Genomic DNA, 24,646 nt, shown 5'->3' on the forward strand with positions numbered 1-24,646 from the left:
CCAATGGGGCGCAAATCAGCGCTGCAGATATGGGCGACTGGGTCGATTGGGGCGGCGGTGCGCAGGAACGGCTCAGCGGATCTCGAAGATTTCCGCGTCCGACATCACCGCCTGCTCGTGGTAGATGTCGTAGAGGTACTGGGGCAGCTCGGCATGGCTGACCTCCGGCGGAATGGCCAGATCCACCGGGCCACGCTTTCCATCACACCCGATGGCAAAACAGCGCCAGGCCGGACCATGGCGCTCTATGGCCAGGATGTCGCCAAACACATTGAACCGGTACTTTTCCATGCTTGCTCCGCAGTAGGGCACTGCATCCTAACGCCCTGCCCCCGCCCTCCGCCACATTGGCCCGAAACGGTGAAACGGTGTACAGCCCATGGCAGCCCTGCCCCTTGATCTGTGCAGGCAACCCACACCTGGTCAGCACGCAATATGAAGGCCCTGGTATGGAAAATGGCCGCCATATAAATTGATTTACATTCCAGCAATCAAAAATATCTCAATACCATTGATAATCAATCAACGGGCACTGATTACCAGGTATTGGTACCCGGGGTAAAACCTTCGTAAACGCCATATCCGCAGCCCATCCACGGCCACTGCACCATCACACTGAAGGGATCATGCACCATGAGTACCTACCAAAGTCTGCTTCAACAGAAATCCGAACTGGACGCCCTGATCGCCGAGGCCCAGCACCGTGAAAAGTCCCATGCCGTGGCGCAGGCACGCGCGCTGGTCGATCAATATGGTCTGAATGTCGACGATGTGTTTGGCAAAAAGAACACTACGGGCGCCCGCACTGCAGGCGCGCGCGCGACGGTGGCGCCCAAGTACCGGGATCCGGCCACCGGCGCCACCTGGACTGGTCGTGGCCGGGAACCCGTCTGGATCAAGGGCAAAGACCGTGCCGCATATGCCATCTGAGTAAATCCGCACCTGCCCCAATGAGCCCGCTGCATGCGGGCTTTTTTATGCCGGTGCTGCGGGAAAAACCTGGGCCAATATGGTTGAGGGAGATGCAGAAAAACCGCCGCCTGCTGGCGGCCCGCACGCACGCACCTTCTGGCGCGGGACAAGTCGGGTTATGCCGCAAGCCCGGCAGCCTGATGGATGAAGTGGCTGGTATTTATCCAGCAACCCATGGCTGCTTCTGCTCCCACCCGCATTGCTTTACCTGTGTGAAGGGTATGCGCCTTTTGTCCAGCGTGCACGCCATTTATCCGAGGGCGTGGGGCAATAGCAGGCAGCCGCTCCCATAATGAGAGCATCAAATCTCCCTCCTCTCACACGTGAATGAGAGGACTTCCCCCGGCATTGCTGGGGATTTTTTTTGTGCCTGCCTTGCATGAGATATCCCCATTATCCATGCCAGTGGGGCCAGAAAGCCACTCCGTTGTGCGGCCAGAACATTCGGCCTGGGTGGCCTGCACTGGCATCTGGCCCGGTGATCCACGTCAAAAAGCGACTCCAGAAGCGCCCCACCGCTGAAGTAGGATGACCGTTTTGGCAAAGAGTGAAGTGATGCGATTTGGCTTTTCGACGGCGGTGCGTTCAATGGTGGTGATGGCAGCGGGTGCTGCCCTGGTGGCTGGCGCCGCAGAGCGCCAGCAGCGGCAGTCCGATCCCCAGAAGGTGGATGTGGCCACCATGCTGGCCTGCAGGTACGACGTGCCCACCTACAACGAATACGCCATGGCTCTGGGCGCTGAGGGCGAAGGGGCTGCCGCGCTGGGGCTGACACGGATTGCGGATGAATCCAACCCCTTCATGCACGAGTACGACCTGGCCGCCCCGGTAGAGGTACTGGGCTACCGCACGCAGCGCGTGGCGCTGGCCTCCGGCGCGCTGATGGCGGTATTGGACAACGTGAAGCCGCAGGAAGTGGCCCACAAGCTCGGCATCGAAGAAGCGCTGCGCGATGACAGCTTCAAATACATGGCCATGCGCGTGGCCCACCACACCCAGGAAAAAGTGGGCAGCAGCACCATCAACACGGTCATCAGCCATGAGGTGTCCACCGTGGTCACCCACCCCGGCAAGGTGCTGGTGGGCTGCAGCTACCGCGTGAACACCTTCTGAGCGGGTAAGCCCGCAGAGTGCGGCATGCGCCACCCCGCCGAACCTCTGGGGCGTTGCTGCACGCTGCATACACACGGCTACGGCTCACTGGGTATGCCCGGCGAAGCCACGGCATGGAAAGCGGTGCTAGCAGCGGCGCCGGCGCTCTGCCCTGGCCAACCCTGCCAGTGGGCTGGAGGGCTGGAGGGCTGGTGCTGCCGCAAGCACCTCCGCCGCAAAGATCCCGCGCTACGGCAGCTATTTGGCGTCTATTTGGCGTCCAGCGGACTGGGGGCCAGACTGGGGGCGTTGTGCATAGCCACGATGCGGTTTTTTCCGCTCTTCTTGGCGGCGTACAGTTGCTTGTCCACCTCGTCCAGAAACGCCGAAGGCTCGGCGTCTGCATCCGGCGTGATGGTGCCCGCACCAATGCTGACCGTCACATGCTCCCGGATCGGAGACTGTGCGTGCGGAATCGACCGCTTCTGGATCAGCCGCTGGCAGCGGTTGGCCACTTTCAGTGCCGTCGCGGCATCGGTGCGTGGCAGCAGGATGACGAACTCCTCTCCGCCATAGCGGGCCACCAGGTCATGGGGGCCGTCGACGGCCAGGCTCAGGGTGCTGGCGATATCCACCAAGCATTTATCCCCCTGGATATGCCCATACTCGTCGTTGTACTGCTTGAAGCAGTCGATGTCGAACAAGAGCACGGACAGCGGTGCGCCGTCGCTGAGTGCCCGGTCCCATTCCATGGCGAAGCACGCATCAAACCGGCGCCGGTTGGCAATGCCGGTCAGCCCGTCCTTGAACGAAAGCGCTTCCAGCTCGCGCTGCAGAACCAGGAGCTTTTCTTCGGTTTTCTTGCGTTCGGTGATATCGAACATGAACCCGACCAGGGCCTCGGGGCTGCCGTCCGGAAAGCGCATCACATGCACCACATCCCGTATCCAGACATAGCCGTTTTCGGCCGTCAGTGCCCGGTAATCTGCCTCATGGTCAATGCCGGCCTGGGATTGCGACACGCAGAAATTCACCACGTAATCCCGGTCATCCGGGTGCATGCGCATGACCCAGTCCTCTACCGTCTGCCAGCTGTCCTGGGGCCAGCCCAGCAAAGGCTCTATCTGGGGCCTATATAGGCAAATTTCTTGGTCGCCCAGTCAATCTTCCATGGAATGGCCTTGGTAGATTCCAACAGTGTTTTGTAGACAGCATCACTCTGACCCCATGCGGAAACATCATTCATGCAGCACCTCCGGCCACCAACTTGTTACCCGGGCGCCCACCAGACAGGCTGAACGTGCTACCCGGGCAAGATCTGGGCGATTTCACTGAGCAAGAAATGATCCGCTGCAGCAGTGTCAAAGAGTGTAATTGACACTACGATAAATTTTTATTGACGATTTGATTCCAATTGTTTGGTGCTATCAAACAAGCAGAATCGCGCCGCAGCGCGTGGCGCCAGCCTGGTCAGGCCCGGTTCAGGAGCCTTGGCTTTTGGGCGTGTGGCGGCGGTCCTGCCGGCCATCCGCATCCCAGTACAGCGGCGCGATGCCCAGGGAGGCGCGCTGGCCATTGGTGTCCACCACATGGCAATCGGCACCTTCCACCACCGATACCGGAATGCCGTGAAAAACCTCCTCCCACCCCGGAGGAGGACAGTAGCTTCCGACGGACATCACCGCCTTGCGGGCATCCGTCAACGCATTGAACGCTTTCTGAGTCAGTTCGAACCGTCGCGGCGATGCACCTGCATGGGCATCCCAGTGCTCGCGCAGCGCGGCGACCATTGCATCGTAGATGTTGGCCATGACGTAAGTCTAAGGGAGCTGCCGGGCGCTGATTTATTTCTCTGAACGCCAATGCATGCGTATTTGGAGGCTCATAATCCACGCTGAAAAGAAAACGGAGACATATGGATTTCCTTGGAAACCAGCCCACTGAGCTGAGAAAAATGAAAAGCCAGCTCCTGGCGCAGGAAGCGCTTTTGTTCTCCGTCATCGAAACGCTGGAGCCCATGCAACGCAGTGGCCTGCTGGAGCGGTTCGAACACCACGCAGAAGAAGCCAAAACCGAGCTGCTGAACTCCATGGCCACCGACGAGTTGTACGAACGCCTGCTGGAGCACCTCGACAGATATTCCAAGAATATCCAGCATATTCCCAAATAGATTCCACCCCCTGTGCTCTGCCCGCCCGGCCCACGCCGCGCGGGCTTTGTTTTTCTGGCGTGGAAATGGGCTGCCAGGTCTGCACATGGGCCGCGATGGGCGTGGTTCTGCCCGGCTCTACCCGGTTCAGGCATGGCCGCCGTGGCCAAGAAAACAAGGCCCCGGGAGCCGTCGGCTGCGCGTGTTCAGCAGGCGGTCGAAGACCGCGGGTCACGCAACTGGTCCAGCACCCATTGCGGGCGCTGCGCACAGGCCAGATCTTCAGGACGGCTGTGCAAGGTGGCAATGGCTGCCAGCAACTGCGACCGGTTCTGCGCCAGGCGCTGCTGCAGTTTTTCAATCTCTGCCATCTTGCGCTGCAAGCTTTCCAGCAAGGCCTGGTGCTGCCAGACGGCCTGCGAATCCGGCAGCAGGCTGCGGATTTCATCCAGCGTGAAACCTGCGTTTTGGGCCATGGCAATGATCTCCAGCATCCACAGGGCCTGGGGTCCGTATGCGCGATAGCCGTTTTCCTGCCGTTCGGCGGGGGGAAGCAGACCGCTTTTCTCGTAAAAACGGATGCGCGAAGCCGTGAGGCCCGTGCGTGCAGCAAGTTCGCCGATCTTCATGGGAGGTCCAGTTTTCACCTTGACATTGAAGTTAACTTTAACGTTAGAGTGAATGCATTGTCCACCGCTGCAGGAACCTGTCTCATGCACACCATTTTGGGCGCCACCGGCCAGATTGCCGTGGAACTGGCCCGTGAACTCCACCGCACCTATACCACCGACCTGCGGCTGGTGAGCCGCCAGCCGCGGAAGATCCACGACAGCGATACCCTGGTGGCCGCCAACCTGCTGGATGCCGCGCAAACGGCCCGGGCCATCCACGGCAGCCACACGGTGTACTTCACGGCCGGCCTGCCGCCGGATACCACCCTGTGGGAGGCGCAGTTTCCAGTGATGCTGCGCAACGCGCTGGATGCCACGCGGGCAGCAGGCGCACGGTTTGTCTACTTCGACAACACCTATATGTACCCGCAGGACAGCCGCCCGCTGACCGAGGAAGCACCTTTTGCCCCCGTGGGCCGCAAAGGCCAGGTGCGCGCGGCCATGGCCAGCATGGTGCTGGAAGAAATGGCGCGCGGAGACATCCCGGCCCTCATCGGCCGCGCTCCAGAGTTTTACGGTCCCGGCAAGACCCAGAGCATCACCAATGCACTGATCATCGACCGCATTCTGGCCGACCAGAAACCGCGCGTGCCGGTGCGCGACGACACCCTGCGCACGCTCATCTGGACACCGGATGCCAGCCGCGCGCTGGCGGCCCTGGGCAACACGCCGGATGCATTCGGCCAGACCTGGCACCTGCCCTGCGATGATGACCGCCTGACCTACCGGCAATTCATCGCACTGGCATCCGAGGTCTGGGAACGCCCCCTGCCCCACCAGGTGCTCCACCCATGGATGCTTGCCGCCGCCGGTCTTGTTTCCAGGCAGGTGCGTGAGCTGCGTGAGCTGCTGCCCCGCTACGGGCAGGACAATCTGTTCGACTCCTCCAAGTTCAAGCGGCGCTTTCCGGCGTTTGAAGTGACCCGCTACCGCCAGGGGCTGGCGCAGATCCATACGGCATCCCGCGGCCGCGCACAGTGACGGAAGGGGGCAAGCCATGACCCGTCGCATCGTGCACGTGGTGAGCAATGTGGACCGCTATGCGAATTCCGCCACACCCACGGGACTGTGGCTTTCGGAGCTGACCCATGCCTACGACCTCTTCGCTGCACAAGGCCATGCACAAAGCATTGTGAGTCCTCAGGGCGGCGCATCGCCTTTGGAGCCTAGATCGCTGCGATGGCCCCATGCCGACACATCGGCCCGACGCTGGCTGAACGATCCCGCCGCCATGAACCTGCTGGCGCATACCGTGTCGCCCGGCCACCTCGACCCCGCCGATTTTGATGCCATCTATTTCACCGGAGGCCATGCGGTGATGTGGGACTACCCGGACGACGAGCAGCTGCAAGCCCTGACCCGCGGCATCTATGAAGTGGGCGGCGTGGTGGCATCGGTATGCCACGGATACTGCGGCCTGTTGAACACGCGCCTGTCGGACGGCACGTTGCTGGTGCAGGGCAAGCACATCACCGGCTTTTCATGGGCCGAAGAAGTGTTGGCCGGGGTGGCCAGGCAGCTACCCTACAACGCCGAAGCCGAAATGAAACGCCGGGGCGCCCACTACGAGAAGGCTTGGTTGCCATTCATCCCCAAGGTGGTCGTGGACGGTCGCATCGTGACGGGCCAGAACCCGCAGTCGGCCAAGGCAACGGCCCGCAAGGTGGCGGCGCTGCTGGCCTGACGGGACATGCATGGCCTGCATGCAGACCGATACCAAGCTGCCAGGGGGCGGGCTCTGCAGCGGTTGCGGACAGCCGGCAACCGCCCCAGGCTGCCTCGCTCAGCTTTCGTTGTGCACGACCTCGATCCGCTGGCGGGTGCGGGCGGCCACATCGTAGATGTTGAAGTTGCTCATGGTCCTGCCGTACAGGTGCAGGCTGACGGCACGGGAACGCTCTGCGGGCACGCCCGTCACATGGATATGGTCGGGGTTGGGCACAAAGCTGGTGACCGCACCATGCCGCAGCAGCACCGTGCCGCCGCGTGCCAGCTCGATCCCGGCATTCGCCCCGCGATCCGGTGACAGCCGCACATAGCTGCGCTCCTCCAGCACGCCCTCGACCACGCCGACCACGCCCCAACTGCCATGGTCGTGCACCGGAGTCCACTGACCTGGCAACCAGACAATGGCATACAGCGAGAGGCTGGCATCCGGCGCGTCAAAGATGAGGTTGCGGGTGTAGCCCGCGGCATTGCTGCGGTAGTGCTGCGGCTCCAGAAAGGAGCCGGCCTGATCGATCAGGTCCAGCATCAGCGGTGCAAGGGCCAGCACGCAGTCGGCAGCATCCGGCTGCTGGCGGCTGCGGCTGGTGGCCTGGGCGATGAACGCCGCAAGAGCGAGGGAGGTCATGGCGAAATTGTGTGGCGGGCGACTTCACGCGCCAAGCTTTTGGCGCCCAACGTAGGGGCGACAGGTCGACACGGCTGGCCCCCCCTGGCACCACGCCCTGCCAGGCCACGCCAGACGATGCCAAAAAGCCCACCGGGCAATGGCCAGGCAGGCTTCTTCGAGTTCCCTTTGACGCTGCGCCCGGCAGCTTCAGGCGGTGGGCTGCAGAATTTCCAGCTGGCTGCGGTTCACCGGGGTTTCCTGCTCTTCTTCCACCTTGAAGTTGACCAGCTTCTTCATGGTCTGCAGCAGGTTCTGCTCGGTGGTCCGCTGGGCATCGCTCACCCGCCCCTCCACCACGGAGACCGTGGTCCGCTTCTCCGTGCTGTCGTTCACGGTAAAGACATCGTAGTTGCCGGAGCTCATGTCCAGCATGACGTCGCCGCGCGACTTCACGTACTGGGCCACCAGGCTCTCGCTTTGTTTTTGGTCGAGTTTCCAGGTATCGGCCTGGGCACTGGGCACCAAGTTCGTCTCCTGGCTGAGCTGGTAGGAGGCCGTGCCCGTTTCCACCACGGCCCCGAAGCGCCCCGTGCGCTCGAAGGCGCCGCTGAAGCTGGCATTGAAGTCCGCCAGGCCGCTGAGCATTGGATCGATACGGCCCGACAGCGGGTTGCCAGACAATGCCGCAATCCGTGCGCCCGTGGCGCCTGCTGCGCTGTGCAACTGGCTGAATGCGTCCTTGAACAGCGTCACCAGACGGCTGTCTGCATGGCTGCGCTGCGCTGCGGCATCCACTTGGCGCAGCAGTTCGGTGATGGACGCTTGCCGCTGCTTGTCGTCCGTCCGTCCCAGCGGCATCTGTGCGTCCACATCCACGTCGACCTTGCCCAGCGCGCCGGCATAGGCAATCGCATTGCGGTCTGCGCCCAGGTGCAGGTCGAAGGAAGAAAGCAGCTCGCCCTCGCCCGGGTTCTTGACCGAAAGGTCCACGCTTTTGAGCACGTTCCGGTCGAAATTGGCCAGGTCCGCAATGTCCATGCGGGGCTGGTCGGCTTGCCCCAAGCCTTCCAGCACCTTGTCAAAACCCTGCGCCAGCTGGGCCAGCGCCCGCTTTTCCGCACTGCTCAGCGAACCGGAAGCCTTGATCTCCACCTGCAAACCATTGCGGCCCAGAACGCCGCCCCGGTCCACGGCCAGGGTGAGCTCCACCGTCGTGCCCGAGCGCGTCTGGACCGTGAGGCTGGCCTTTGCCACCGTGCTGCTGAAACTGTCCAGCGCCGCCTGATCCAGCTCTTTCGCAGATCCGGTGCCCATGCCCGCGGCGTCGTAGTTCACCAGCGTCTGCCGGTAGGCCGTGCCGGTGGCCGCAAACTGGCTGAGCACGGCACTGCCGAGCCCGCGCCACTGCGCTGCCAGGCCATCGGACTGGCGGCGCGCACTGTTGCGGACCATGATGGCACTCACATCGTCCTGCACCGGGTTGGACCATGCCTGCCGGTTCTGGGACAGGGAGGCCGACTTGGCATAGGTGACGTCCGAGGCGACGCGCGTATCCACGCTCACCACCGTAGAGCGTGCCGGTGTGGTGCTAACGGCCACGCTTTTCACTGCCGCAGTGCTGGGCGAAACCGTCACACCCTGGTTGACGTCACCTGCCAACACGCCGGTTCGGATTGCAGAAATAGTGCTCACAGCCAGTTTCGCTCCTTGCTACAGGCTGCAACCATGCGGCCTCTCTGCCTGTTATCGGCAGCCTGGAGCGATTCTGAAGGCCTTGCGCACAAAAATCACCCAATCCGCGCCCGTCGGCACAGACGGGTGAGCCAGCGCAGCACGGTGGACGGATCGCCTGGCGCGGCTTATCGGGCCTTTTTCATCCAGTCCGAAAGTTCGTCGGCATGCTCCTGCTCCTGTTCCAGAATCTGTTCGATCATGCGGCGTGTGGTGTGGTCCTTGTCGCCGATCAAGTCGACCATCTGGGTATAGGCCTCGATGGCCACGCGCTCGGCCACCAGATTGGCGCGGATCATGGCGTGCAGATCCAGATCCGCGTTGTAGTCGGCATGGCTGCGCTGGGTCAGGGTGTCGGGGTCCAGGTTGGGCTCGCCACCCAGTTGCACGATGCGTGTGGCAATGCGGTCGGCGTGGGCCTGCTCCTCATTGGCGTGCACCAGAAATTCCTCGGCTATGGCGGGAGACTCCAGGCCCGAAGCCGTGAAATGGTGGCGCTTGTAACGCAGGATGCACACCCATTCCGTGGCCAGCGCATCGTTCAGCAGCTTGATGATGTCTTCACGGTAGGGACTGAAGTCCGGCACCACCGCGCCTTTGTCCAGGCTGCGCTTGGCAGCGTCCAGGCGCTTTTGATCCAGGGCCAACTTGGTCGTTTTTGCTTCCGTCATCGTGGGTTCCTTTATGGGCACCTGCTGTGGGCAGGTGTCTGGTGTCTGCACACCGTGTGCGAGACCTCCCCAACATAGGCCGCCCAGCGCCCCCTGTCTGTGAGACAAGCCCCCACATGCATTTCCACACAATTCAGAAGCAGGCAACTGGCCTACACACCCTGCTGCGGTGTCCATCCACACTGATCCGATACAGGAGTGACACATGACACCTCAACCCAAAGCCCCCCAGGGCACCCCCGCGGAACCCACGATCAACACCACACGCAAGCAGCAGCCTTCCGACCCGGGAGCCGCCGCCAAGCTGCCGCATGAGCGCGACCAGTCGGTGGACATGACGGATGGCAAAGCGCCCCCGGAAATGAAGCAGGCACACCAGGATCTGAAGCGCGGCCTCAAGGATACGGACGCCCGCGGTACGGACGGAAAGCCACTGGGAAGCAAGATCCCCACCAAGTAACCCCTAGCCCTTTTCTAGGACCGCTCTGGTTGCCTGGCTGCACGGTTTGCAGCGAGCCGGATGTCTGCGGCCCGTCCTGGCCGAATGCCCCGTGATCAGCCCGCCGCAGAGGGATCACTTCGTGCCCTGGCGGTACTCTGTGCCCGTGCCTGCCTGAGCCTGATCGGGCTTGACCGCCGCGCCCGCAGCCGATCCCCCCAGGGCCCCGGCCACCGCACCGACGGCACTGCCCACCACCACCCCGACCGGCCCACCCACGGCAGCGCCCGTTGCCGCGCCTGCGGCCACTCCGGCAATCACCCCGCCGCCGACCCAGGAGGATTTGGTTTCCCGCGCGGCCTCCTCCGGCGTCAGGCCCACCTGGGCCGCGTCCTCGGGGTCTTGCGAAGGAACGCCGTGCCCGGGCTGCGCCTGCTCGCGCAGATCGGGGTCGGTCGGCGTGTGTGCGAAATGGTCTGCTTTGCTGGTATTCATCTGCCTCTCCTTGGAAACATGTGCCAGGGCGCCAATGCCCTGGCTGCCTCCAGTCTTCAGCGGATGCCACGCAATGGCCATCGTCTGCCCCAGCGTGCTGCCGTCAGGCAAGGGCTCGTTTAACTTTCCATACAAAAAAGCCCCGGCGGTGCAGGCCGGGGCTTCGCAAGCTTCGAAATTAGCGCCAGGGGCAAAGCAGTGTTCCAACGGCTCCACCGGTTCCCAGCACCATGCATCCTGCCACTGCGGTGTGACAACTGCGTGGCAGAGCTGCCATGCAGTGCAGAAAAACAAAAGCCCCGGTCATTGCTGACCAGGGCTTTGTCTTTGGTTGCGAAGGCTGGATTTGAACCAACGACCTTCGGGTTATGAGCCCGACGAGCTACCAGACTGCTCCACCTCGCGGTATTTCGCGTCGGGGATCAACACCTGCTTCGTGGCGCTGACCTGTTCCCGACAGACGTATAGTACCACAGGAAATAAAAGAGAAAATTTTCATTCCCAAAATAAATAAAGCCCGCGAACGACATCGCGGGCTTTATCAGATGGCGGCGCTCAGAAGCCCAGCGTGTGCGGCAGCCAGGTGGACAGTGCCGGAATGAAGGTCAGCAGCATCAGCACCACAAACTGCGCCAGCAGGAACAGCGGCAGCTCCTTGTTCAGCTCGCTCAGCGTGGTCTTGGTGGCCACACAGGTCACGAACAGCAGGCCACCGACCGGTGGCGTGATCATGCCCAGCGTCAGATTGACCACCACCACCATCGCAAACTGGATGGGATCAATGCCCAGGGCATTGGCAATGGGCGCCAGGATGGGCACCAGAATCATGATGCCCGGCAGCGGCTCCATGAAGATGCCGAACAGCAGCAGCAGCACATTCACCGCAATCAGGAACATGATGGGCGACAGCTCCCAGCTGATGATCAGCTCGGACAGGTACTGTGGAATGCCCTCCACCGTCAGAATCCAGGCGAATGGCTGGGACGCCGCCATCACCAGCAGCACCGAAGCGGTGAGCAGCGCCGAGCGCGAGGTCAGCGCCGGAATCGCATCCCAGCGCAGCGTGCGGTAGACCCACTTGCCGCAGACGAAGGCATAGACCACGGCCACCACCGACGCTTCGGTGGGGGTGAAGATGCCAAAACGAATGCCCACGATGATCAGCACCACCAGGCCCAGCGCCGGCAGCGCCTTGATGGTGTTGACCAGCATTTCGCGGCCCGAGGGGCGTGCATCGGTGGAGCGGTAGTCGCGCTTCTTGCTGACATACCAGTTCACCACGCACAGAGCGGCAGCGATCAGCAGGCCGGGAATGAAGCCGGCAATGAACAGCCCGCCCACCGACACGTTCTCATCCTGCAGCGCGTAAATGATCATGCTGATCGACGGCGGGATGATGGGCCCCATGATGGCGGCGTTGGCCGACAAGGCTGCCGCATAAGGGCGGTCGTAGCCGGCCTTTTGCATCATCTTGACCATCATCGCGCCAGGACCGGCCGCATCGGCCAGGGCCGAGCCGGAGATGCCCGAGAACAGCATGGACGAGCCCACATTGGCATAGCCCAGACCGCCACGCAGATGGCCGACAAACTGCGCAGCAAAGCGCAGCAGCACATGGGTGAGCGCACCGCCGGACATCAGCTCGGCCGCGAAGATGAAGAACGGCACCGCCATCAGCGGAAAGCTGTCGATGCCGGTGAACATTTCCTTGAACACCACCAGCTGGGGGTACTTGCCGCCCACAAAGATGGCGACCGCGGAAGAAATAGCCAGTGCAAAGGCGACGGGCACGCCCAGCACCATCAGCAGCACGATACAAACAAACAGGGTCAAAGCCATGGTGTGTTTTCTTTCTCTCAGCCCTGTTTACAGCGAGCCGGCGGCTTCGCCGTCGATCTCGTTGGATTCCTTGTAGGAACCGTCGGCGATATAGCCGCGTGCAATGAACAGCAGATGCACCAGCATCAGCACAAAGCCCACCGGCATGGCCGCGTAGATAAAGGAGATCGGGATGTCCGTGGCGGCCGTGCTCTGAAAGCGCGTGCGCCAGACATAGTCGCTGGACGAGATGGTCATGAAGATGAAGAACAGCGCCAGGCAGAGCAGCACCAGCGCGCGCAGCAGCTGTGCCGTGCGTGTGCTGACCGAGCGGTGCAGATTGTCGATGGCCACATGGCCACCAAAACGCAGCGCCAGGCCTGCGCCCAGGAAGGCCACCCAGATCATCATGTGGCGGGCCACTTCTTCGGCCCAGACAATGGAGTCACCCGTGGTGTAGCGCAGCACCACGTTGGAGAAAATGATGATGGCCATGGCCAGCAACAAAATAATCAGCACCCAGCGGTTGATTGCCACCAGGCCTTTTTCGATGCGATCGAGCATATGCAGTCACGACGAACCGGCCAGCTGCCTGCGCTGCCCGCCTGGTCCCATCGTTCCGTAAGGAGTCCAACACTGCCGGCGGACCAGGACCATTCCTGCCCCGCGGCGCTGCACACACAGCCCACAACGCATGCGGCCCGCGGCCCTCTTTCCAGAGGACGCAGGCCTGCAGTGCAGTCGCAAACTGCGCGTGCTACTTACTTCACGTTCGCGATGGTGTCCAGCGTCTTTTGACCGAACTTCTTGGCGTACTGCTGGTAGGCAGGCTCCAGGGCGGTGCGGAAAGCAGCCTGGTCCACCTTGTCGACGACCTGCATGCCATGGCTCTTGGCCTCTTCCACACCCTTTTTCTCCACAGCGTCCACAAAGGCGCGGGAGGCTGCAGCACCGGACTTCGCGCCTTGGGTAAAGGCGGCTTTTTCCGCATCGCTCAGGCCACCCCAGAAGCTGGGCGACATGATGAACACGACCGGCGCATACACGTGAGCCGTCAGTGTAAGGTGCTTTTGCACCTCCCACAGCTTGGTCGAGGCCAGCACGGAGATCGGGTTCTCCTGGCCGTCGATGGTGCCTTGCTGCAGTGCGCTGATCACCTCAGGCCAGCTCATGGGCGTGGGCGATGCACCCAGGGTGCGGAAAGCGGTGATGTGCACCGGGTTCTCCGTCACGCGGATCTTCAGGCCCTTCATGTCCGCCACACTCTTGACGGCGTGCTTGTTGTTGGTCAGGTGGCGGAAGCCCTGCTCACCCCAGGCCAGCGCCACCAGGCCGCGCTGCTGGAACTTGGCCAGCAGGTCCTGGCCGAACTTGCCGTCCAGCACGGCACGGGCATGGGCCGTGTCACGGAACAGGAAGGGAATGTCCACCACGCCCACTTCGTTGACGAAGTTGCTCAAGGCACCGGTGGAGACGATGGCCGCCTCCACGGTGCCCAGTTGCAGGCCTTCGATCAGCTCGCGCTCACCGCCCAGGGCACTGGCGGGGAACTGCTTGAAGCTGAACTTGCCGCCCAGCGACTTCTCGATGGCCTGCGACCAGCCATTGGCGCCGGCGCCATAGTGCGAGGTTTGCGGCAGGGCGTAACCCAGCTTCACTTCCTTGCCTGCGGCCATGACGGCCCCGGCAGACAGCGCGAGGGCGGTACCCGCGCAGGTGGCGATAAAGGAACGGCGGAACATGCTCATGGGGGGAATCCTTGTATGTCTCCAGATACGAAGCGGCAAATTCTAGACAGCGCCCGCTGCATCCACGATGGCGTCTTCCCTGGGGCCCGCACCCAGACGCGGGCCTCATGCCGCCCGTCGGAAATCCTGCAGAGCGGCTCCGCCCGCGCCTGCTGCCGCCACACCGCCACCCCACGCACTTTTTGCGTGCAGAAATAGATCTTTGCGCACAAAAGAAGCCACAGAAGGCGCAACCCTCACACATCAGAGATCCTGCACCCCATCTCCACGGGGTCACCGACGCCAGCGCGGCCACCCCACCCATCGCCGTTCGCGATGCCACAAGCCCCCACTTGGCATGCATCAAGGCGGCGCTTCCAGTCCTGTGGCAGGCTTTTTTCCACAGACGAGCGCCATCTCACCCCACCTCAACCCATCCGTCGCACAAACCCCAGGCATTCAATCCAGTTCCAACTCGAATTACATTAGGTTGCGTGCCACGTCCGCGTTGCGCACCAGTTGCTTTTCCCGAGATCGCCATGCCGCAGTACATCGCCCACAAACCCCGCCGCGCCAGTGATGAGAACTGGGTACTGACCGCGGTCTCCATCAGCCTGGTGGCCGTGCTGTGCATGTTTGCGCTGGGCTATTTCCTCAGCAACCACTGGCGCCAGGAAGCGCAGGAACAGCGCCAGCAGCAGCAACAGTTCGATGCCTACCGCCGCGCCACGGCCCCCCCGGCCGCGGCCCGCCCCACCAGCCCGCCCCTGCCGGCCGACATGCAAAAAGCCCAGGAGGTGCGCGCCCGCCTGCTGGCCAATCCCAACGTGACCCCCGGCCCCGGCTTTGACCGCCCCGGCGTGCAGTCCACCGGCGCAGCCATCGTCGATGCCATCGACACCGCCCAGGAACGCAGCGCGCGCTGAGCCCCTGAGCACACCGGCAGCGCCGGATACGAGCACCAAACTGTAGACACCGACCACCTGCACGCACGCACCCACCCACTCACGCACGCACGCACAGGCACGCTGCTGCGCGCAGACACAAAAAAAGCTGCCCGGTATGCACCTGGCAGCTTTTTCATTCCCCTGCCGCAGACCGCCTGCGGACGGGGGTGGGAGTGGGTAGAGGAAGGTCGAAGGCGTTGGCCGCGATCAGAAGCCTGCAGCCACGGAGCCCTTGAACTCCTTGTCGATGAACTGGCGGATTTCGTCCGAGTGGTAGGCCTTGACCAGTTTGGCCACCCAGGGCTGGGCCTTGTCGGCTTCACGCACCACGATGATGTTCACATAGGGATTGTCTGCGCGCTCCAGCGTGATGGCATCCTTCTTCGGGCTCATGCCGGCGGCAATGGCGAAGTTGGTGTTGATGGCCGAGGCATCCAGATCGTCCAGCGAACGCGCCAGCTGGGCCGCGTCCAGCTCCACAAAGCGCAGCTTCTTGGGATTTTCCACCACGTCCAGCGGCGTGGCCTTCAGGCCGACGTTGGGCTTGAGCTTGATCAGACCCTTGTCCTGCAGCAGCAGCAGCACGCGGCCACCGTTGGTGGGATCGTTGGGAATGCCGAACTTGGCGCCGGACTTCAGGTCTTCCAGGCGCTTGACCTTCTTGGAATACAGGCCGATCGGGAAGTTGACCGTGGGTGCCACGCTCACCAGCTTGTAGCCACGGTCCTTGATCTGGGCATCCAGATATGGCTTGTGCTGGTAGCTGTTGGCATCCAGATCACCGGAGACCAGGGCCGCATTGGGCTGCACGTAATCGCTGAACTCCACCACCTGCAGCTTCAGACCGTCGCGCTCGGCCACTTTCTTGACCTGCTCCATCAGCTGGGCGTGGGGGCCGGCGGTGACGCCGATCTTGATCACTTTGTCTTGGGCCTGGGCCACCAGCGACAGGGTGGCGACAGCGGCCACGGCCAGGGCATTGCGGAAGAAATGGCGCTTGTTCACGGGTATCTCTCAGAGCTTGGGAAAAACCAGCAATGTACCCCGCTTCCAGGCCTGCAGCTCAGAATGCTTTCTCCGATGCATATCGATAAAAGGCATAAAGCGCCGGGACACCCCAGGCATCGGTACAGGCCGCTGCGGCTGCGCCAACCGACTGCGGTCTACGGCCTTTCGGCGGCATGCATGTGCTGCATGCCCTGCAAAAATGCCGGCGCTGGCATGGCGGGACCATGCCCGCCGCAGCGCAGTGCGTTCAGTTGTAGTCCTGGACCGCTTGCTTGACCGGCAGGGCCAGCACCCGGTAGGCCACCACGTCCAGCGCGGCGTGGTTCACACCCTGGCGGTCGGTCCACACCTTCGGGGTCATGGGGCCGGTCAGGCTCACGGCGTCGCCCTCTTCCAGTTCACGCAGCTGGTTGCACGGCACGGGATCGAACGCCACCACGTTCACAAACAGACTGCTGCCGTCATTGGCTGTGGCGCGCATGCGCGCCACCATGAACAGCTTGCCAAAACGGTCGGTGCGCTCTTCGGGCGTACCCGTCAGGCGACCTGCAATCAAACCTTCGATCATAAATATGCACTACCCGTCGGGTGTTGGCGTAGCGGTCGGCACGGGCCGGTTGCTGGCCATGTTGTCAATACAAAAAAATCAAGTCTCAGACGCCAAAAGGGCCAGCAACATTGTTGCTAGCCCTTTTGCTTTTATAAATGGTCGGAATGGCGGGATTCGAACTCGCGACCCCTTGCACCCCATGCAAGTGCGCTACCAGGCTGCGCTACATTCCGACAGAAACTAGATTGTACGCTACAAAAATGAGTGCTAAAAACAAAATCAGCAACTTTTTTTGAAGCCGCTTTTGAAGTCTTTTCCTGGTGTCCCAGGGCACAAGGGACTGGGTGAAACACTTCAGAAGCGAAGCCGTGATTGTAGCCAAGTTTTCCGACCCGAATCGGTTCGCGCTGCAATTGCGCGCTGTTTTTTGCGTTCATGCGCTTGCGCGGCCTCTTTCCGCCCTCCCCACCCTTGCTGAGCCCGGCCTGCCCCTGCGGCGCCTGTTGCCATATATATAGGTGGCGCGGGCGCTCCCGTACAATCGCCGCCGCAGTCTTGGCAGACTGCAACCGCTAGGGGTGTCCGTGCCGCAGGGCATGGGCTGAGATCACACCCTTTGAACCTGTTTCGCGCACCACCGGTCCGAGAGGACCGATGGCGCGCATCGAGATCATCCTCGCGCAGGGAAGCCGAACCATCTCGGTGCCAGCCAGCCGCCAGGGACTCCCCTGCGCAGCCCGCCCGCGCACCACGCTGGCCGCGCGCCCTGCTTCGTATCGATACGGAGCATCCATGTCTTCTTCTCCCTCTTCCAACGCTGCCGGGCACAGTCCGGCGCACAACCAGGCACTCACGCAGGTGGCCGCCAGCGAACGGGTATTCGCCACCCACGACCACGCCTCCCTGTGGTTCAGCCTGGGGGTGGGCCTGCTGGTGATGCAGGTGGGCGCCTATCTGGTGCCGGCCCTGGGCCTGCGCGAAGCTCTGTGGACCATTGTGCTGGGCTCCATCGTCGGCGCCGGCCTGCTGGCCTGGGTCGCCAAGATCGGCTGCGATACCGGCCTGGGCAGTGCGGCGCTGATGCACCATGTCTATGGCAGCCACTTTGCCAAGCTGCCGATCGCGCTGAACCTGGTCCAGCTGATGGGCTGGGGCACGTTCGAGCTGGTGGTGATGCGCGACGCCACGCTGGCCATCAGCGGCCAGTCCGGCCTGGGCTGGATGCTGGGCGCCACGGCCCTATGGGGTGCCGTGGTGGCGCTGATGATCAGCGGCTCCATGATCCAGCTGGTGCGCAAACTGATTGCACGCATCGCACTGCCCCTGGTCGTGCTCTCGCTGCTGTGGCTGAGCTGGCATTTTGCCGAGCGCGCCAGCGCCATCGGCTGGGACAGCCTGTGGCAACGCCGGGGCGAAGGCGGCATGTCCTGGCTGTCGGCCATGGACCTGGTGATTGCCATGCCCATCTCCTGGCTGCCACTGGTGGCCGACTACGCCCGCCATGGCAAAAGCGGCAGCAGTGCGCTGCGCGGCACCTGGCTGGGCTTTGCCGTGGCCAACTGCTGGTGCTATGGCCTGGGCGTGCTGGTGGCGCTGACCCTGCCGTCGCAGGACTTGCTCACCGCCTTGCTGCTGGCCCAGGGCGGCCTGATTGCGCTGACACTGATCCTGATCGACGAGGTGGACAACGCCTATGGCGACACCTATTCCGGCAGCCTGGCGCTGCACAGCCTGCTGCCGGCCTGGAGCGTGCGCCGCTGGGGTCTGCTGCTCACCGCCCTGTGTACCGCCCTGGCCCTGGTGTTGCCCATGCACAGCATCGAGCCGTTCCTGCTGACGCTCAGCTCCATCTTTGTGCCCATGTTCGGCGTCATTCTCGGCCGCCTGGCGTTCCAGTCTGCCGCCGACCGCGCCCAGGCCGCCGCCCACTGGATGGCCGGCGCCCGCCCGCTGCACCCGGTGTCGATCGGCCTGTGGCTGGCCGGCATTGCCTGCTACCACGCCATTGCCCACTGGCTGCCACAGACCGGCGCCGCCCTGCCCACGCTGGCGCTGTGCTTTGTACTGGCCTGGACCACACGCGCAACAACTTCCATAGCAGGCTCCGCCCCCGCAGAGCGCCACAGCGCCTGAATTTCCGGGAACTTTCGGCGCAGCGCGGCACTCCAGCCAGAGATGCACCCCGGCAGGCATGGCCCGGCGGGTGCAGCATCCATCCACAGCGCGGCGCCCGATTGGCTGGCTTGAGGGCAGACAGCGGCACCGCGCACCACCCGCACAGGAGTCTTTGCCGCGTGTTCACCGCCGCCCTACACCGCGTTCACCGTTCCATCCGTTCATCACTTCCCCACGCCCTGCTGGTGGCTGCCACCCTGGCCGCCAGCTGGACCGCCCTGCCCAGTGCCGCTCGGGCACCGGAGTTTGTCAGCGTCAAGGGCAACAGCGCCAATGTGCGCGCCCAACCCCAGGCGCGTGCCCAGGTCCAATGGGAGCTGTCCAAGGGCTACCCGCTGCAGGTCACTGCGCGCCAGGGCAACTGGCTGAAAGTGCGGGACTACGAATCCGCCCTGGGCTGGGTCTACCGCCCCAACACCAGCACGCAGGCCCACCATGTGGTCAAGGCCCGCACCGCCAATCTGCGCAACGGCCCGGGCGCCAACCACCGCGTGATCGGCAAGCTGGAACAGCATGAAGTGGTGCGCACGCTGGAAAAGCGTGCCGGCTGGGCCAAGGTGCGCAGTCCCAGCGGCACCCAGGGCTGGGTGGCACGCAGCCTGCTGTGGGGCTGGTAAACCGGCCTGCTGCGGCAGGCTGTTGAACGCAGCCTGCCCTGCCGCCCCGCCTGAGCGCCACCCACCAGGGCCTGCACCCGGATCACAATCCCCACAGGTCAGCTTGGCGGGTGGCTCTTTTTTGACCGCCGTGTCAGCATGCTCCATCGCCTTCAGCCCAGCTGCTGATGCGCCATCTCTGCAGCATGTAAAAAGCACTCAATATTCCGGTGCAGCTGCCGATAATGGGGACAAGATGCCCCAAATCCACCACTCCTTTCGCCCGACCCTGCTGGCAATGTGCGCGTTCAGCGCGCTGCTGGCCGGTTGCAATGAAATCCCCGGCCTCGGCCCGGATCCGCGCACCGTCGCCAAGGAAAGCGAAGCCCGCGCCATTGGCGGTGCATGCCGCCACGCCATGCGCGGACTGGAAGACTGCTACGCCCTGAACCCCAAGTCCCCCAAGGGTCTGGTGTTTGAAGGCTGGAAGGACATGGACAGCTACATGCGCGAATTCAAGATCGAAGGCACTCCTTCGGTCTTCACGCAGAAACCCGTGCAACGCCGCAACCGCTCGGACAACGACGCCGTCGAAACCGAAAGCCGCGACCGCAGCTGAAGCCCGCGGACGCTGGCGGACACCTTCCGCCGTGCGGCCTGCCGGGATCCTGTCGGCGTCACCCATGGCCTGCCGCACTGCCGCAGACGCAAAAAAGCCCCGTTACCGGGGCTTTTTTTGTGGCTGACGCCGTCCTGTGCCGGAGAGTACCATCCGGCACCCGCCCGGTCTCAAGTTCAAGCGCGCTCGAACACCGCCATCGATTCCACGTGGGCCGTGTGCGGGAACATATTGACCACGCCCGCCGTCACGCAGCGGTAACCCGCCTGGTGCACCAGCAGGCCGGCATCGCGCGCCAGCGTGGCGGGGCTGCAGCTCACATACACGATGCGCTCGGGGAAGGTCCAGTTCTCATGGCCTTCGGGCAGCGGGGGCAGCAGATCGGGCTGCTCCTCGGTGGCCACACCGGTCTGCTTGGCTCCAATGCGGATCTGGTGGATGTCGGCCAGCGCCTTGGCCAGCGCAAACGCACCTTCGCGAGGCGGGTCCACCAGCCACTTGTCGGCATTGCCGTCGGCCATCAGGATGGCAGGCGTCATATTGAACAGGTTGCGGCCCACAAACGTGGTGGGCGCCAGCTTGTCGCCGTCGGCGCGGGCCGCATTGTTGGCCGCCAGGTTTTCATGCGAACGCTGCACCAGCGCGTCCGAGCCTTCAATGCCCAGCACCTCGCCCGCCATCGTCGCCAGCGGCAATGTGAAATTGCCCAGACCGCAGAACCAGTCAATCACGCGATCGGTCTTCTGCGCCGCCAACAGGCGCAGCGAACGCGTCACCAGCACACGGTTGATGTGCGGATTCACCTGGGTGAAGTCGGTTGGCTTGAACGGCATGGTGATGCCGAAGTCCGGCAGGGAATACGCCAGCTGGGTGCCGCCCTGCTCCATCAGGTGCACGGTGTCCGGACCCTTGGGCTGCAGCCACCACTGCACGTCGTACTGCGTGCCGAAGTCACGCAGACGCTGCAGGTCGGCGTCGCTCAAGGGCTCCAGGTGGCGCAGCACCAGGGCCGTCACGGCATCGCCGCAGGCCACTTCGATCTGCGGGCAGGTCTCGCGCGCATCCAGACTGGCAATCAGTGCCCGCATGGGCATCAGCATGGCATCCACATGGGGCGGCAGCACCTTGCAGGTTTCCATGTCGGCGATGTAGCGGCTCTTGCGCTCGTGGAAGCCCACCAGCACCTTGCCCTTCTTGATCACATAGCGCACCGACAGGCGGGCGCGGTAACGGTAGCCCCAGGTCGGGCCTTCGATGGGGCGCAACAGGGTTTCAGGCTTCACCTTGCCCAGATGCCACAGATTGTCTTCCAGCACGCGCTGCTTGACGGCCACCTGGGCAGCCACATGCATGTGCTGCATCTTGCAGCCGCCGCAGGCACCTTCGTGCAGGCCGGCATTGGGGCAGCCGGGCTTCACGCGCTGTGCGGATTCGCGGTGGATCTCGCGCAGGCTGGCGGCTTCCCAGTTATTCTTTTTGCGATGCACATTGGCCGTGACCAGCTCGGTCGGCAGGGCGCCGTCAATGAACACCACCTTGCCGTCGGGCTTGCGGGCCACGCCCTTGGCCTCCATGTCCATGGACACCACTTCCAGCCAGCCCTCGGGCAGGTTGGGGTCGGCGGCGGGCATGGCGGCGTACTCGGTATCGGGGGAAATCTTGTCGTTCTGGTCACTCATGGTGGCCCGATTGTCTCAGGCTCCGAGTACCTTGCGCTGGCGCGGGAAACGCCTGCATCAGCAACACCACAGCGATACCACAGCAGCGGCGCAGGACCGCCGCCACCGATGCCGTGCGTTGCGAACCCGCATCCGTCCCCTGCGCATCTGGCCGCTGCGATGGGCGTTCGGCGACAGCCCATGCCGGCACACCTGATTTCACAAGAGAAAGAAATTTCCTTCCGCGCCGCTCCATACACAGGACATCGGCACATGGGCTGCCTGTACATGCGGTTACGCCAGACATCAAAAAATGAAATTTCTCTATTGACAGAAATTTCAACCAACACCACACTGCCTCCATGCAACTGAGTCCCATCGCCGAACGCTTTGTCCGCCACTGGGGTGATATGGGGGCCGCCTGGGGCGTGAACCGCACCGTGGCCCAGATCCATGCCCTGCTGTTCTTCCATGGTCGCCCGCTGAACGCCGACGAGCTGTGCGACACCCTGGGCGCCGCGCGCTCCAACGTCAGCAACAGCCTCAAAGAGCTGCTGGCCTGGAACTTGGTGCGCACCAGTCGCCGCACCGGCGACCGGCGCGAATACTTTGAAACCTCGGCCGATGTGTGGGAGCTGCTGCGCACCATCGTGCGCGAGCGCAAGCAGCGCGAGTTCGACCCCACCAGCCAGATGCTGCGCGAGCTGATCGCCGCGCCCGGCTTTGAACAGGAATCGCCCGACGCGCAGGACCGCGTGCACGAAACACTGCGGCTGATGGAGTCCATGGGCGTGTGGACGGACGAAATGCTGCGCCTGTCCCCGGCCACGCTGGACAAGATCTTGCGGCTGGGCGCCAGCGTCCAACGCTTTGTCAGGGGCTGAGATGGCACCGCCCCTGCACCGCTGCACGATGGCGCCACAGGCTGCGCCAGCGCCAGGGACCACAGACCACAGAGACACCAGGCAACTCATTTGAAATTTCTGTCAAAACGGAAATCAATCTTCACACCACGAAAGGAGTCGGTATGCGCATCCTCGTCTGCGGCGGCAATGGCTTTCTGGGCCGCCATATCGTCAGCGCGCTGGCCGATGCAGGCCACGATCCGGTGGTCCGCAGCCGCCATTCCGATCCGGCGCTGAACTTTGTCCACACCACCACGGCGGCAGACTGGCTGGCCCACCTGCAGGGCATGGATGCCGTGGTCAACGCCGTGGGGGCGCTGCGCGACATGCCCGGCCAGCCGCTGCAGGCCTTGCATGCCGATGCCCCCATCGCCCTGTTCGACGCCTGCGTGCAGGCCGGAGTGCGACGGGTGGTGCAGGTTTCGGCCTTGGGTGTGGCCGCCAGCGACACCCCCTACGCCACCACCAAACGCAGGGCGGACGAACATCTGCTGGCCCTGACCAGCCAGGGCGCACTGCACGGTGTGGTGGTACGCCCCAGCATCATCTTTGGCGCCGGTGGCGCCAGCTCCGCGCTGTTTCTGAACCTCGCTCGCATGCCCGCCCTGCTGCTGCCGCCAGCCGTGCAGGACAGCACCATCCAGCCCGTGGCTGTGCGCGACCTGGCCGCCGTGCTGGCCCGGCTGGCTACGCAGGACACACCCACAGGCCTGGTCGAAATCGGCGGCCCGCAGCCGCTGGCCCTGGGCGCTCTGGTGGCCGGCCTGCGCGCACAGATGGGACTGTCCCCCGCCGCCGTGGGCCGCCTGCCCCAATGGCTGGCCGTGGCGGGCGCCCGCGTAGGTGACCACATTCCCAGCATGCCCTGGTGCAGCGACACACTGGCCATGCTGCAGACGCCCAATGTCTGTGACCCGGCCACCCTGCCCGCGCTGCTGGGCCGCCCCCCGGTGGCCCCCGACGCCCTGTACGCCACGCTGCCGCAACCCGGCAAGCGGCACGCATGAACCGCCCCGACATGGCTTCTGCTGCGACCTCCCCCTTGCTGCCGGCATTGCGCGCCCTGCACGCCAGCCTGGTGCTGGTCTGGCTGGGCACGGCCATCGCCAGCGCACTGGACGATGCCGGCTGGTCAGGCCTGCAGCATGCCGGTGCCCGCCTGCTGCAGGACGCCGGCATCACCAGCCCGGCCTGGCAAACCGGTGTGATCTGGAGCGGTCTGCTGGCCGACCTGGCCGTAGGCCTGTGGCTGCTGCGCGGCCTGTGGCACCCTGGCCGCGCCGCCTACGCCGCCGCGCTGGCCCTGATGGCCGCCATGACCGTGGTCGGCACCGTGCTGCAACCCGCGCTGTGGCTGCACCCGCTGGGTCCGTTGCTCAAGAATCTGCCCATTGTTGCCGCGCTGTGGGTGCTGTGGTCGGCCCATGCACCGGCAGCAGCCATCCCGGCCACGGCATCCGCGCCCTCACCCACTTGCCGCCGTGTCCAGCCTTCCCACGCTGCACCAACCCACACCCAGGATTGCCTGTGAACACCTATCTGCTGCTCAAGACCCTGCACATCCTCTCCAGCGTGCTGCTGGTGGGCACCGGCCTGGGCTCGGCCTTCTATATGTTCTTTGCCAACCGCAGCGGCTCGGTGGCGGCCCAGGCCGTGGTCAGCCGGCTGGTGGTGCGCGCGGACTGGTGGTTCACCACGCCCTGCATCTTCATCCAGCCTGCCACCGGCATCGCCATGGCGCAGATGGCCGGCTGGCCGCTGAGCACGCCCTGGCTGGCAATGTCGCTGGGCCTGTATGTGCTGGCCGGTATCTGCTGGCTGCCTGTGGTGTGGCTGCAGATCCGCATGGCAGCCCTTGCCCGGCTGACCGTACAGGCCGATGCACAGGCCCGTGCACTGCCGCCGCTGTACCACCAGTACCAGCGCCGCTGGGAAGCACTGGGCTACCCGGCTTTTATCGCCATGGCCGGAACCTACTACCTGATGGTGAACAAGCCCGGGTTGTGGGGCTGAGGTTGCGAGGGGCAGTGGACGCAAGAGAAACAGGAGAGGCCGGCCCCACCAGCCCCCCCCCGCCTCATGCATGCC

Annotated in this window: 26 protein-coding genes, 2 tRNA genes and 2 pseudogenes; 14 read left to right on the forward strand and 16 right to left on the reverse strand. The window is 63.7% G+C overall.

Annotation, left to right across the window (positions count from 1 at the left end; genetic code table 11):
- Positions 1-72: 72 nt before the first annotated feature.
- On the reverse strand, positions 73-291 hold the full coding sequence (locus QM470_RS07055; RefSeq protein WP_280010659.1) for a DUF7661 family protein: 219 nt from the start codon (positions 289-291) through the stop codon (positions 73-75).
- A 342-nt stretch (positions 292-633) separates the two neighbouring features.
- Between QM470_RS07055 and QM470_RS07060 the strand changes: the two genes are divergently transcribed.
- Both QM470_RS07060 and QM470_RS07065 read left to right on the forward strand, forming a co-directional pair.
- Positions 634-930 carry an H-NS histone family protein gene (locus tag QM470_RS07060; RefSeq protein WP_280010658.1) on the forward strand — a complete coding sequence of 99 codons (297 nt, stop codon included), beginning with the start codon at positions 634-636 and terminating at the stop codon, positions 928-930.
- A 597-nt stretch (positions 931-1,527) separates the two neighbouring features.
- Positions 1,528-2,085, forward strand: coding sequence for a hypothetical protein (locus QM470_RS07065; protein ID WP_283338722.1), 558 nt, complete (start codon positions 1,528-1,530; stop codon positions 2,083-2,085).
- Between the two features lie 248 nt (positions 2,086-2,333).
- Here the strand turns inward: QM470_RS07065 and QM470_RS07070 are convergent.
- Both QM470_RS07070 and QM470_RS07075 read right to left on the reverse strand, forming a co-directional pair.
- A pseudogene (locus tag QM470_RS07070) lies at positions 2,334-3,310 on the reverse strand (GGDEF domain-containing protein).
- A 235-nt stretch (positions 3,311-3,545) separates the two neighbouring features.
- On the reverse strand, positions 3,546-3,875 hold the full coding sequence (locus tag QM470_RS07075; RefSeq protein ID WP_283338723.1) for a hypothetical protein: 330 nt from the start codon (positions 3,873-3,875) through the stop codon (positions 3,546-3,548).
- Between the two features lie 143 nt (positions 3,876-4,018).
- Here QM470_RS07075 and QM470_RS07080 point away from each other — a divergent pair, with 143 nt between their 5' ends.
- Positions 4,019-4,234, forward strand: coding sequence for a hypothetical protein (locus QM470_RS07080; protein WP_255578817.1), 216 nt, complete (start codon positions 4,019-4,021; stop codon positions 4,232-4,234).
- A 185-nt stretch (positions 4,235-4,419) separates the two neighbouring features.
- Here QM470_RS07080 and QM470_RS07085 read toward each other — a convergent pair whose 3' ends face one another.
- Positions 4,420-4,842 carry a MerR family transcriptional regulator gene (locus QM470_RS07085; RefSeq protein ID WP_283338725.1) on the reverse strand — a complete coding sequence of 141 codons (423 nt, stop codon included), beginning with the start codon at positions 4,840-4,842 and terminating at the stop codon, positions 4,420-4,422.
- A gap of 84 nt (positions 4,843-4,926) precedes the next feature.
- Here QM470_RS07085 and QM470_RS07090 point away from each other — a divergent pair, with 84 nt between their 5' ends.
- Together QM470_RS07090 and QM470_RS07095 are read left to right on the forward strand one after the other, a co-directional pair.
- On the forward strand, positions 4,927-5,865 hold the full coding sequence (locus QM470_RS07090; RefSeq protein WP_283338726.1) for an NAD-dependent epimerase/dehydratase family protein: 939 nt from the start codon (positions 4,927-4,929) through the stop codon (positions 5,863-5,865).
- Positions 5,866-5,881: 16 nt separating this feature from the next.
- On the forward strand, positions 5,882-6,568 hold the full coding sequence (locus tag QM470_RS07095; RefSeq protein ID WP_218333922.1) for a type 1 glutamine amidotransferase domain-containing protein: 687 nt from the start codon (positions 5,882-5,884) through the stop codon (positions 6,566-6,568).
- Between the two features lie 99 nt (positions 6,569-6,667).
- Here QM470_RS07095 and QM470_RS07100 read toward each other — a convergent pair whose 3' ends face one another.
- The 3 genes from QM470_RS07100 to QM470_RS07110 form a co-directional block, all read right to left on the reverse strand.
- On the reverse strand, positions 6,668-7,237 hold the full coding sequence (locus QM470_RS07100) for a cysteine dioxygenase family protein (protein WP_218333921.1): 570 nt from the start codon (positions 7,235-7,237) through the stop codon (positions 6,668-6,670).
- A 189-nt stretch (positions 7,238-7,426) separates the two neighbouring features.
- A complete protein-coding gene (locus QM470_RS07105) occupies positions 7,427-8,818 on the reverse strand; it encodes a hypothetical protein (RefSeq protein ID WP_283338727.1) in 1,392 nt (463 codons plus the stop codon).
- Positions 8,819-9,078: 260 nt separating this feature from the next.
- Positions 9,079-9,621 carry a ferritin-like domain-containing protein gene (locus tag QM470_RS07110; RefSeq protein WP_218333919.1) on the reverse strand — a complete coding sequence of 181 codons (543 nt, stop codon included), beginning with the start codon at positions 9,619-9,621 and terminating at the stop codon, positions 9,079-9,081.
- A gap of 205 nt (positions 9,622-9,826) precedes the next feature.
- Here QM470_RS07110 and QM470_RS07115 point away from each other — a divergent pair, with 205 nt between their 5' ends.
- Positions 9,827-10,081, forward strand: coding sequence for a hypothetical protein (locus QM470_RS07115; RefSeq protein WP_218333918.1), 255 nt, complete (start codon positions 9,827-9,829; stop codon positions 10,079-10,081).
- 114 nt (positions 10,082-10,195) lie between these two features.
- Here QM470_RS07115 and QM470_RS07120 read toward each other — a convergent pair whose 3' ends face one another.
- From QM470_RS07120 to QM470_RS07140, 5 genes are all read right to left on the reverse strand, one after another.
- The gene (locus tag QM470_RS07120; RefSeq protein WP_283338728.1) at positions 10,196-10,555 is read right to left on the reverse strand and encodes a hypothetical protein; all 360 of its coding nucleotides are present in this window, start codon (positions 10,553-10,555) and stop codon (positions 10,196-10,198) included.
- Between the two features lie 328 nt (positions 10,556-10,883).
- Positions 10,884-10,960 (reverse strand) — tRNA-Met (locus tag QM470_RS07125).
- 150 nt (positions 10,961-11,110) lie between these two features.
- Positions 11,111-12,394, reverse strand: coding sequence for a TRAP transporter large permease (locus tag QM470_RS07130; RefSeq protein WP_218333916.1), 1,284 nt, complete (start codon positions 12,392-12,394; stop codon positions 11,111-11,113).
- Between the two features lie 27 nt (positions 12,395-12,421).
- Positions 12,422-12,937 (reverse strand): TRAP transporter small permease, encoded by a 516-nt coding sequence (locus QM470_RS07135; protein ID WP_218333915.1) that lies wholly within the window; start codon positions 12,935-12,937, stop codon positions 12,422-12,424.
- Positions 12,938-13,134: 197 nt separating this feature from the next.
- Positions 13,135-14,121, reverse strand: a complete 987-nt coding sequence (locus tag QM470_RS07140; protein ID WP_066535310.1) for a TRAP transporter substrate-binding protein — start codon at positions 14,119-14,121, stop codon at positions 13,135-13,137.
- A 518-nt stretch (positions 14,122-14,639) separates the two neighbouring features.
- Between QM470_RS07140 and QM470_RS07145 the strand changes: the two genes are divergently transcribed.
- Positions 14,640-15,026: a hypothetical protein gene (locus QM470_RS07145; RefSeq protein ID WP_066535313.1), complete on the forward strand. Its 387-nt coding sequence runs from the start codon at positions 14,640-14,642 to the stop codon at positions 15,024-15,026.
- Between the two features lie 228 nt (positions 15,027-15,254).
- Here the strand turns inward: QM470_RS07145 and QM470_RS07150 are convergent, their stop codons facing one another.
- The 3 genes from QM470_RS07150 to QM470_RS07160 form a co-directional block, all read right to left on the reverse strand.
- On the reverse strand, positions 15,255-16,058 hold the full coding sequence (locus QM470_RS07150; RefSeq protein ID WP_066535315.1) for a MetQ/NlpA family ABC transporter substrate-binding protein: 804 nt from the start codon (positions 16,056-16,058) through the stop codon (positions 15,255-15,257).
- 244 nt (positions 16,059-16,302) lie between these two features.
- Entirely contained in the window at positions 16,303-16,623 is a 321-nt protein-coding gene (locus QM470_RS07155) for a single-stranded DNA-binding protein (protein ID WP_066535317.1), read from the reverse strand.
- Positions 16,624-16,761: 138 nt separating this feature from the next.
- Positions 16,762-16,838, reverse strand: a tRNA-Pro gene (locus QM470_RS07160).
- A 559-nt stretch (positions 16,839-17,397) separates the two neighbouring features.
- Between QM470_RS07160 and QM470_RS07165 the strand changes: the two genes are divergently transcribed.
- The 3 genes from QM470_RS07165 to QM470_RS07175 all read left to right on the forward strand — a co-directional run bounded on the left by QM470_RS07165 (position 17,398) and on the right by QM470_RS07175 (position 19,995).
- A complete protein-coding gene (locus QM470_RS07165; RefSeq protein ID WP_283338731.1) occupies positions 17,398-18,738 on the forward strand; it encodes a purine-cytosine permease family protein in 1,341 nt (446 codons plus the stop codon).
- 227 nt (positions 18,739-18,965) lie between these two features.
- Positions 18,966-19,397 carry an SH3 domain-containing protein gene (locus QM470_RS07170; protein WP_283338732.1) on the forward strand — a complete coding sequence of 144 codons (432 nt, stop codon included), beginning with the start codon at positions 18,966-18,968 and terminating at the stop codon, positions 19,395-19,397.
- Between the two features lie 235 nt (positions 19,398-19,632).
- The gene (locus tag QM470_RS07175; RefSeq protein WP_424953227.1) at positions 19,633-19,995 is read left to right on the forward strand and encodes a hypothetical protein; all 363 of its coding nucleotides are present in this window, start codon (positions 19,633-19,635) and stop codon (positions 19,993-19,995) included.
- Positions 19,996-20,171: 176 nt separating this feature from the next.
- Here the strand turns inward: QM470_RS07175 and rlmD are convergent, their stop codons facing one another.
- Positions 20,172-21,626 carry a 23S rRNA (uracil(1939)-C(5))-methyltransferase RlmD gene (gene rlmD, locus QM470_RS07180; RefSeq protein WP_283338872.1) on the reverse strand — a complete coding sequence of 485 codons (1,455 nt, stop codon included), beginning with the start codon at positions 21,624-21,626 and terminating at the stop codon, positions 20,172-20,174.
- Positions 21,627-22,015: 389 nt separating this feature from the next.
- On the opposite strand from rlmD, the gene QM470_RS07185 reads away from it, so the two are divergent.
- The 4 genes and pseudogenes from QM470_RS07185 to QM470_RS07200 all read left to right on the forward strand — a co-directional run bounded on the left by QM470_RS07185 (position 22,016) and on the right by QM470_RS07200 (position 24,571).
- Complete coding sequence (locus tag QM470_RS07185; RefSeq protein WP_283338733.1) at positions 22,016-22,537, forward strand: GbsR/MarR family transcriptional regulator; 522 nt, start codon at positions 22,016-22,018, stop codon at positions 22,535-22,537.
- A 143-nt stretch (positions 22,538-22,680) separates the two neighbouring features.
- Positions 22,681-23,565, forward strand: a complete 885-nt coding sequence (locus QM470_RS07190; protein WP_283338734.1) for an NAD-dependent epimerase/dehydratase family protein — start codon at positions 22,681-22,683, stop codon at positions 23,563-23,565.
- An 11-nt stretch (positions 23,566-23,576) separates the two neighbouring features.
- Positions 23,577-23,981 (forward strand): annotated as a pseudogene (locus QM470_RS07195) (DoxX-like family protein); the annotation flags it as partial.
- 104 nt (positions 23,982-24,085) lie between these two features.
- Positions 24,086-24,571, forward strand: coding sequence for a DUF2269 family protein (locus QM470_RS07200; protein WP_283338735.1), 486 nt, complete (start codon positions 24,086-24,088; stop codon positions 24,569-24,571).
- The last annotated feature ends 75 nt before the right edge of the window (positions 24,572-24,646 follow it).

It is taken from the genome of Comamonas sp. 17RB (assembly GCF_030056555.1).
GTDB lineage: Bacteria > Pseudomonadota > Gammaproteobacteria > Burkholderiales > Burkholderiaceae_C > Comamonas > Comamonas terrigena.

Coding starts and splice junctions, on each gene's coding strand:
- QM470_RS07110 (WP_218333919.1), bottom strand. CDS start 9,621: ATGACGGAAGCAAAAACGACCAAGTTGGCCCTGGATCAAAAGCGCCTG.
- QM470_RS07060 (WP_280010658.1), top strand. CDS start 634: ATGAGTACCTACCAAAGTCTGCTTCAACAGAAATCCGAACTGGACGCC.
- QM470_RS07095 (WP_218333922.1), top strand. CDS start 5,882: ATGACCCGTCGCATCGTGCACGTGGTGAGCAATGTGGACCGCTATGCG.
- QM470_RS07055 (WP_280010659.1), bottom strand. CDS start 291: ATGGAAAAGTACCGGTTCAATGTGTTTGGCGACATCCTGGCCATAGAG.
- QM470_RS07085 (WP_283338725.1), bottom strand. CDS start 4,842: ATGAAGATCGGCGAACTTGCTGCACGCACGGGCCTCACGGCTTCGCGC.
- QM470_RS07190 (WP_283338734.1), top strand. CDS start 22,681: ATGCGCATCCTCGTCTGCGGCGGCAATGGCTTTCTGGGCCGCCATATC.
- QM470_RS07135 (WP_218333915.1), bottom strand. CDS start 12,937: ATGCTCGATCGCATCGAAAAAGGCCTGGTGGCAATCAACCGCTGGGTG.
- QM470_RS07165 (WP_283338731.1), top strand. CDS start 17,398: ATGTCTTCTTCTCCCTCTTCCAACGCTGCCGGGCACAGTCCGGCGCAC.
- QM470_RS07185 (WP_283338733.1), top strand. CDS start 22,016: ATGCAACTGAGTCCCATCGCCGAACGCTTTGTCCGCCACTGGGGTGAT.
- QM470_RS07140 (WP_066535310.1), bottom strand. CDS start 14,121: ATGAGCATGTTCCGCCGTTCCTTTATCGCCACCTGCGCGGGTACCGCC.
- QM470_RS07080 (WP_255578817.1), top strand. CDS start 4,019: ATGAAAAGCCAGCTCCTGGCGCAGGAAGCGCTTTTGTTCTCCGTCATC.
- QM470_RS07065 (WP_283338722.1), top strand. CDS start 1,528: ATGCGATTTGGCTTTTCGACGGCGGTGCGTTCAATGGTGGTGATGGCA.
- QM470_RS07115 (WP_218333918.1), top strand. CDS start 9,827: ATGACACCTCAACCCAAAGCCCCCCAGGGCACCCCCGCGGAACCCACG.
- QM470_RS07090 (WP_283338726.1), top strand. CDS start 4,927: ATGCACACCATTTTGGGCGCCACCGGCCAGATTGCCGTGGAACTGGCC.
- QM470_RS07100 (WP_218333921.1), bottom strand. CDS start 7,237: ATGACCTCCCTCGCTCTTGCGGCGTTCATCGCCCAGGCCACCAGCCGC.
- rlmD (WP_283338872.1), bottom strand. CDS start 21,626: ATGCCCGCCGCCGACCCCAACCTGCCCGAGGGCTGGCTGGAAGTGGTG.
- QM470_RS07075 (WP_283338723.1), bottom strand. CDS start 3,875: ATGGCCAACATCTACGATGCAATGGTCGCCGCGCTGCGCGAGCACTGG.
- QM470_RS07175 (WP_424953227.1), top strand. CDS start 19,633: ATGCCCCAAATCCACCACTCCTTTCGCCCGACCCTGCTGGCAATGTGC.
- QM470_RS07130 (WP_218333916.1), bottom strand. CDS start 12,394: ATGGCTTTGACCCTGTTTGTTTGTATCGTGCTGCTGATGGTGCTGGGC.
- QM470_RS07120 (WP_283338728.1), bottom strand. CDS start 10,555: ATGAATACCAGCAAAGCAGACCATTTCGCACACACGCCGACCGACCCC.
- QM470_RS07145 (WP_066535313.1), top strand. CDS start 14,640: ATGCCGCAGTACATCGCCCACAAACCCCGCCGCGCCAGTGATGAGAAC.
- QM470_RS07155 (WP_066535317.1), bottom strand. CDS start 16,623: ATGATCGAAGGTTTGATTGCAGGTCGCCTGACGGGTACGCCCGAAGAG.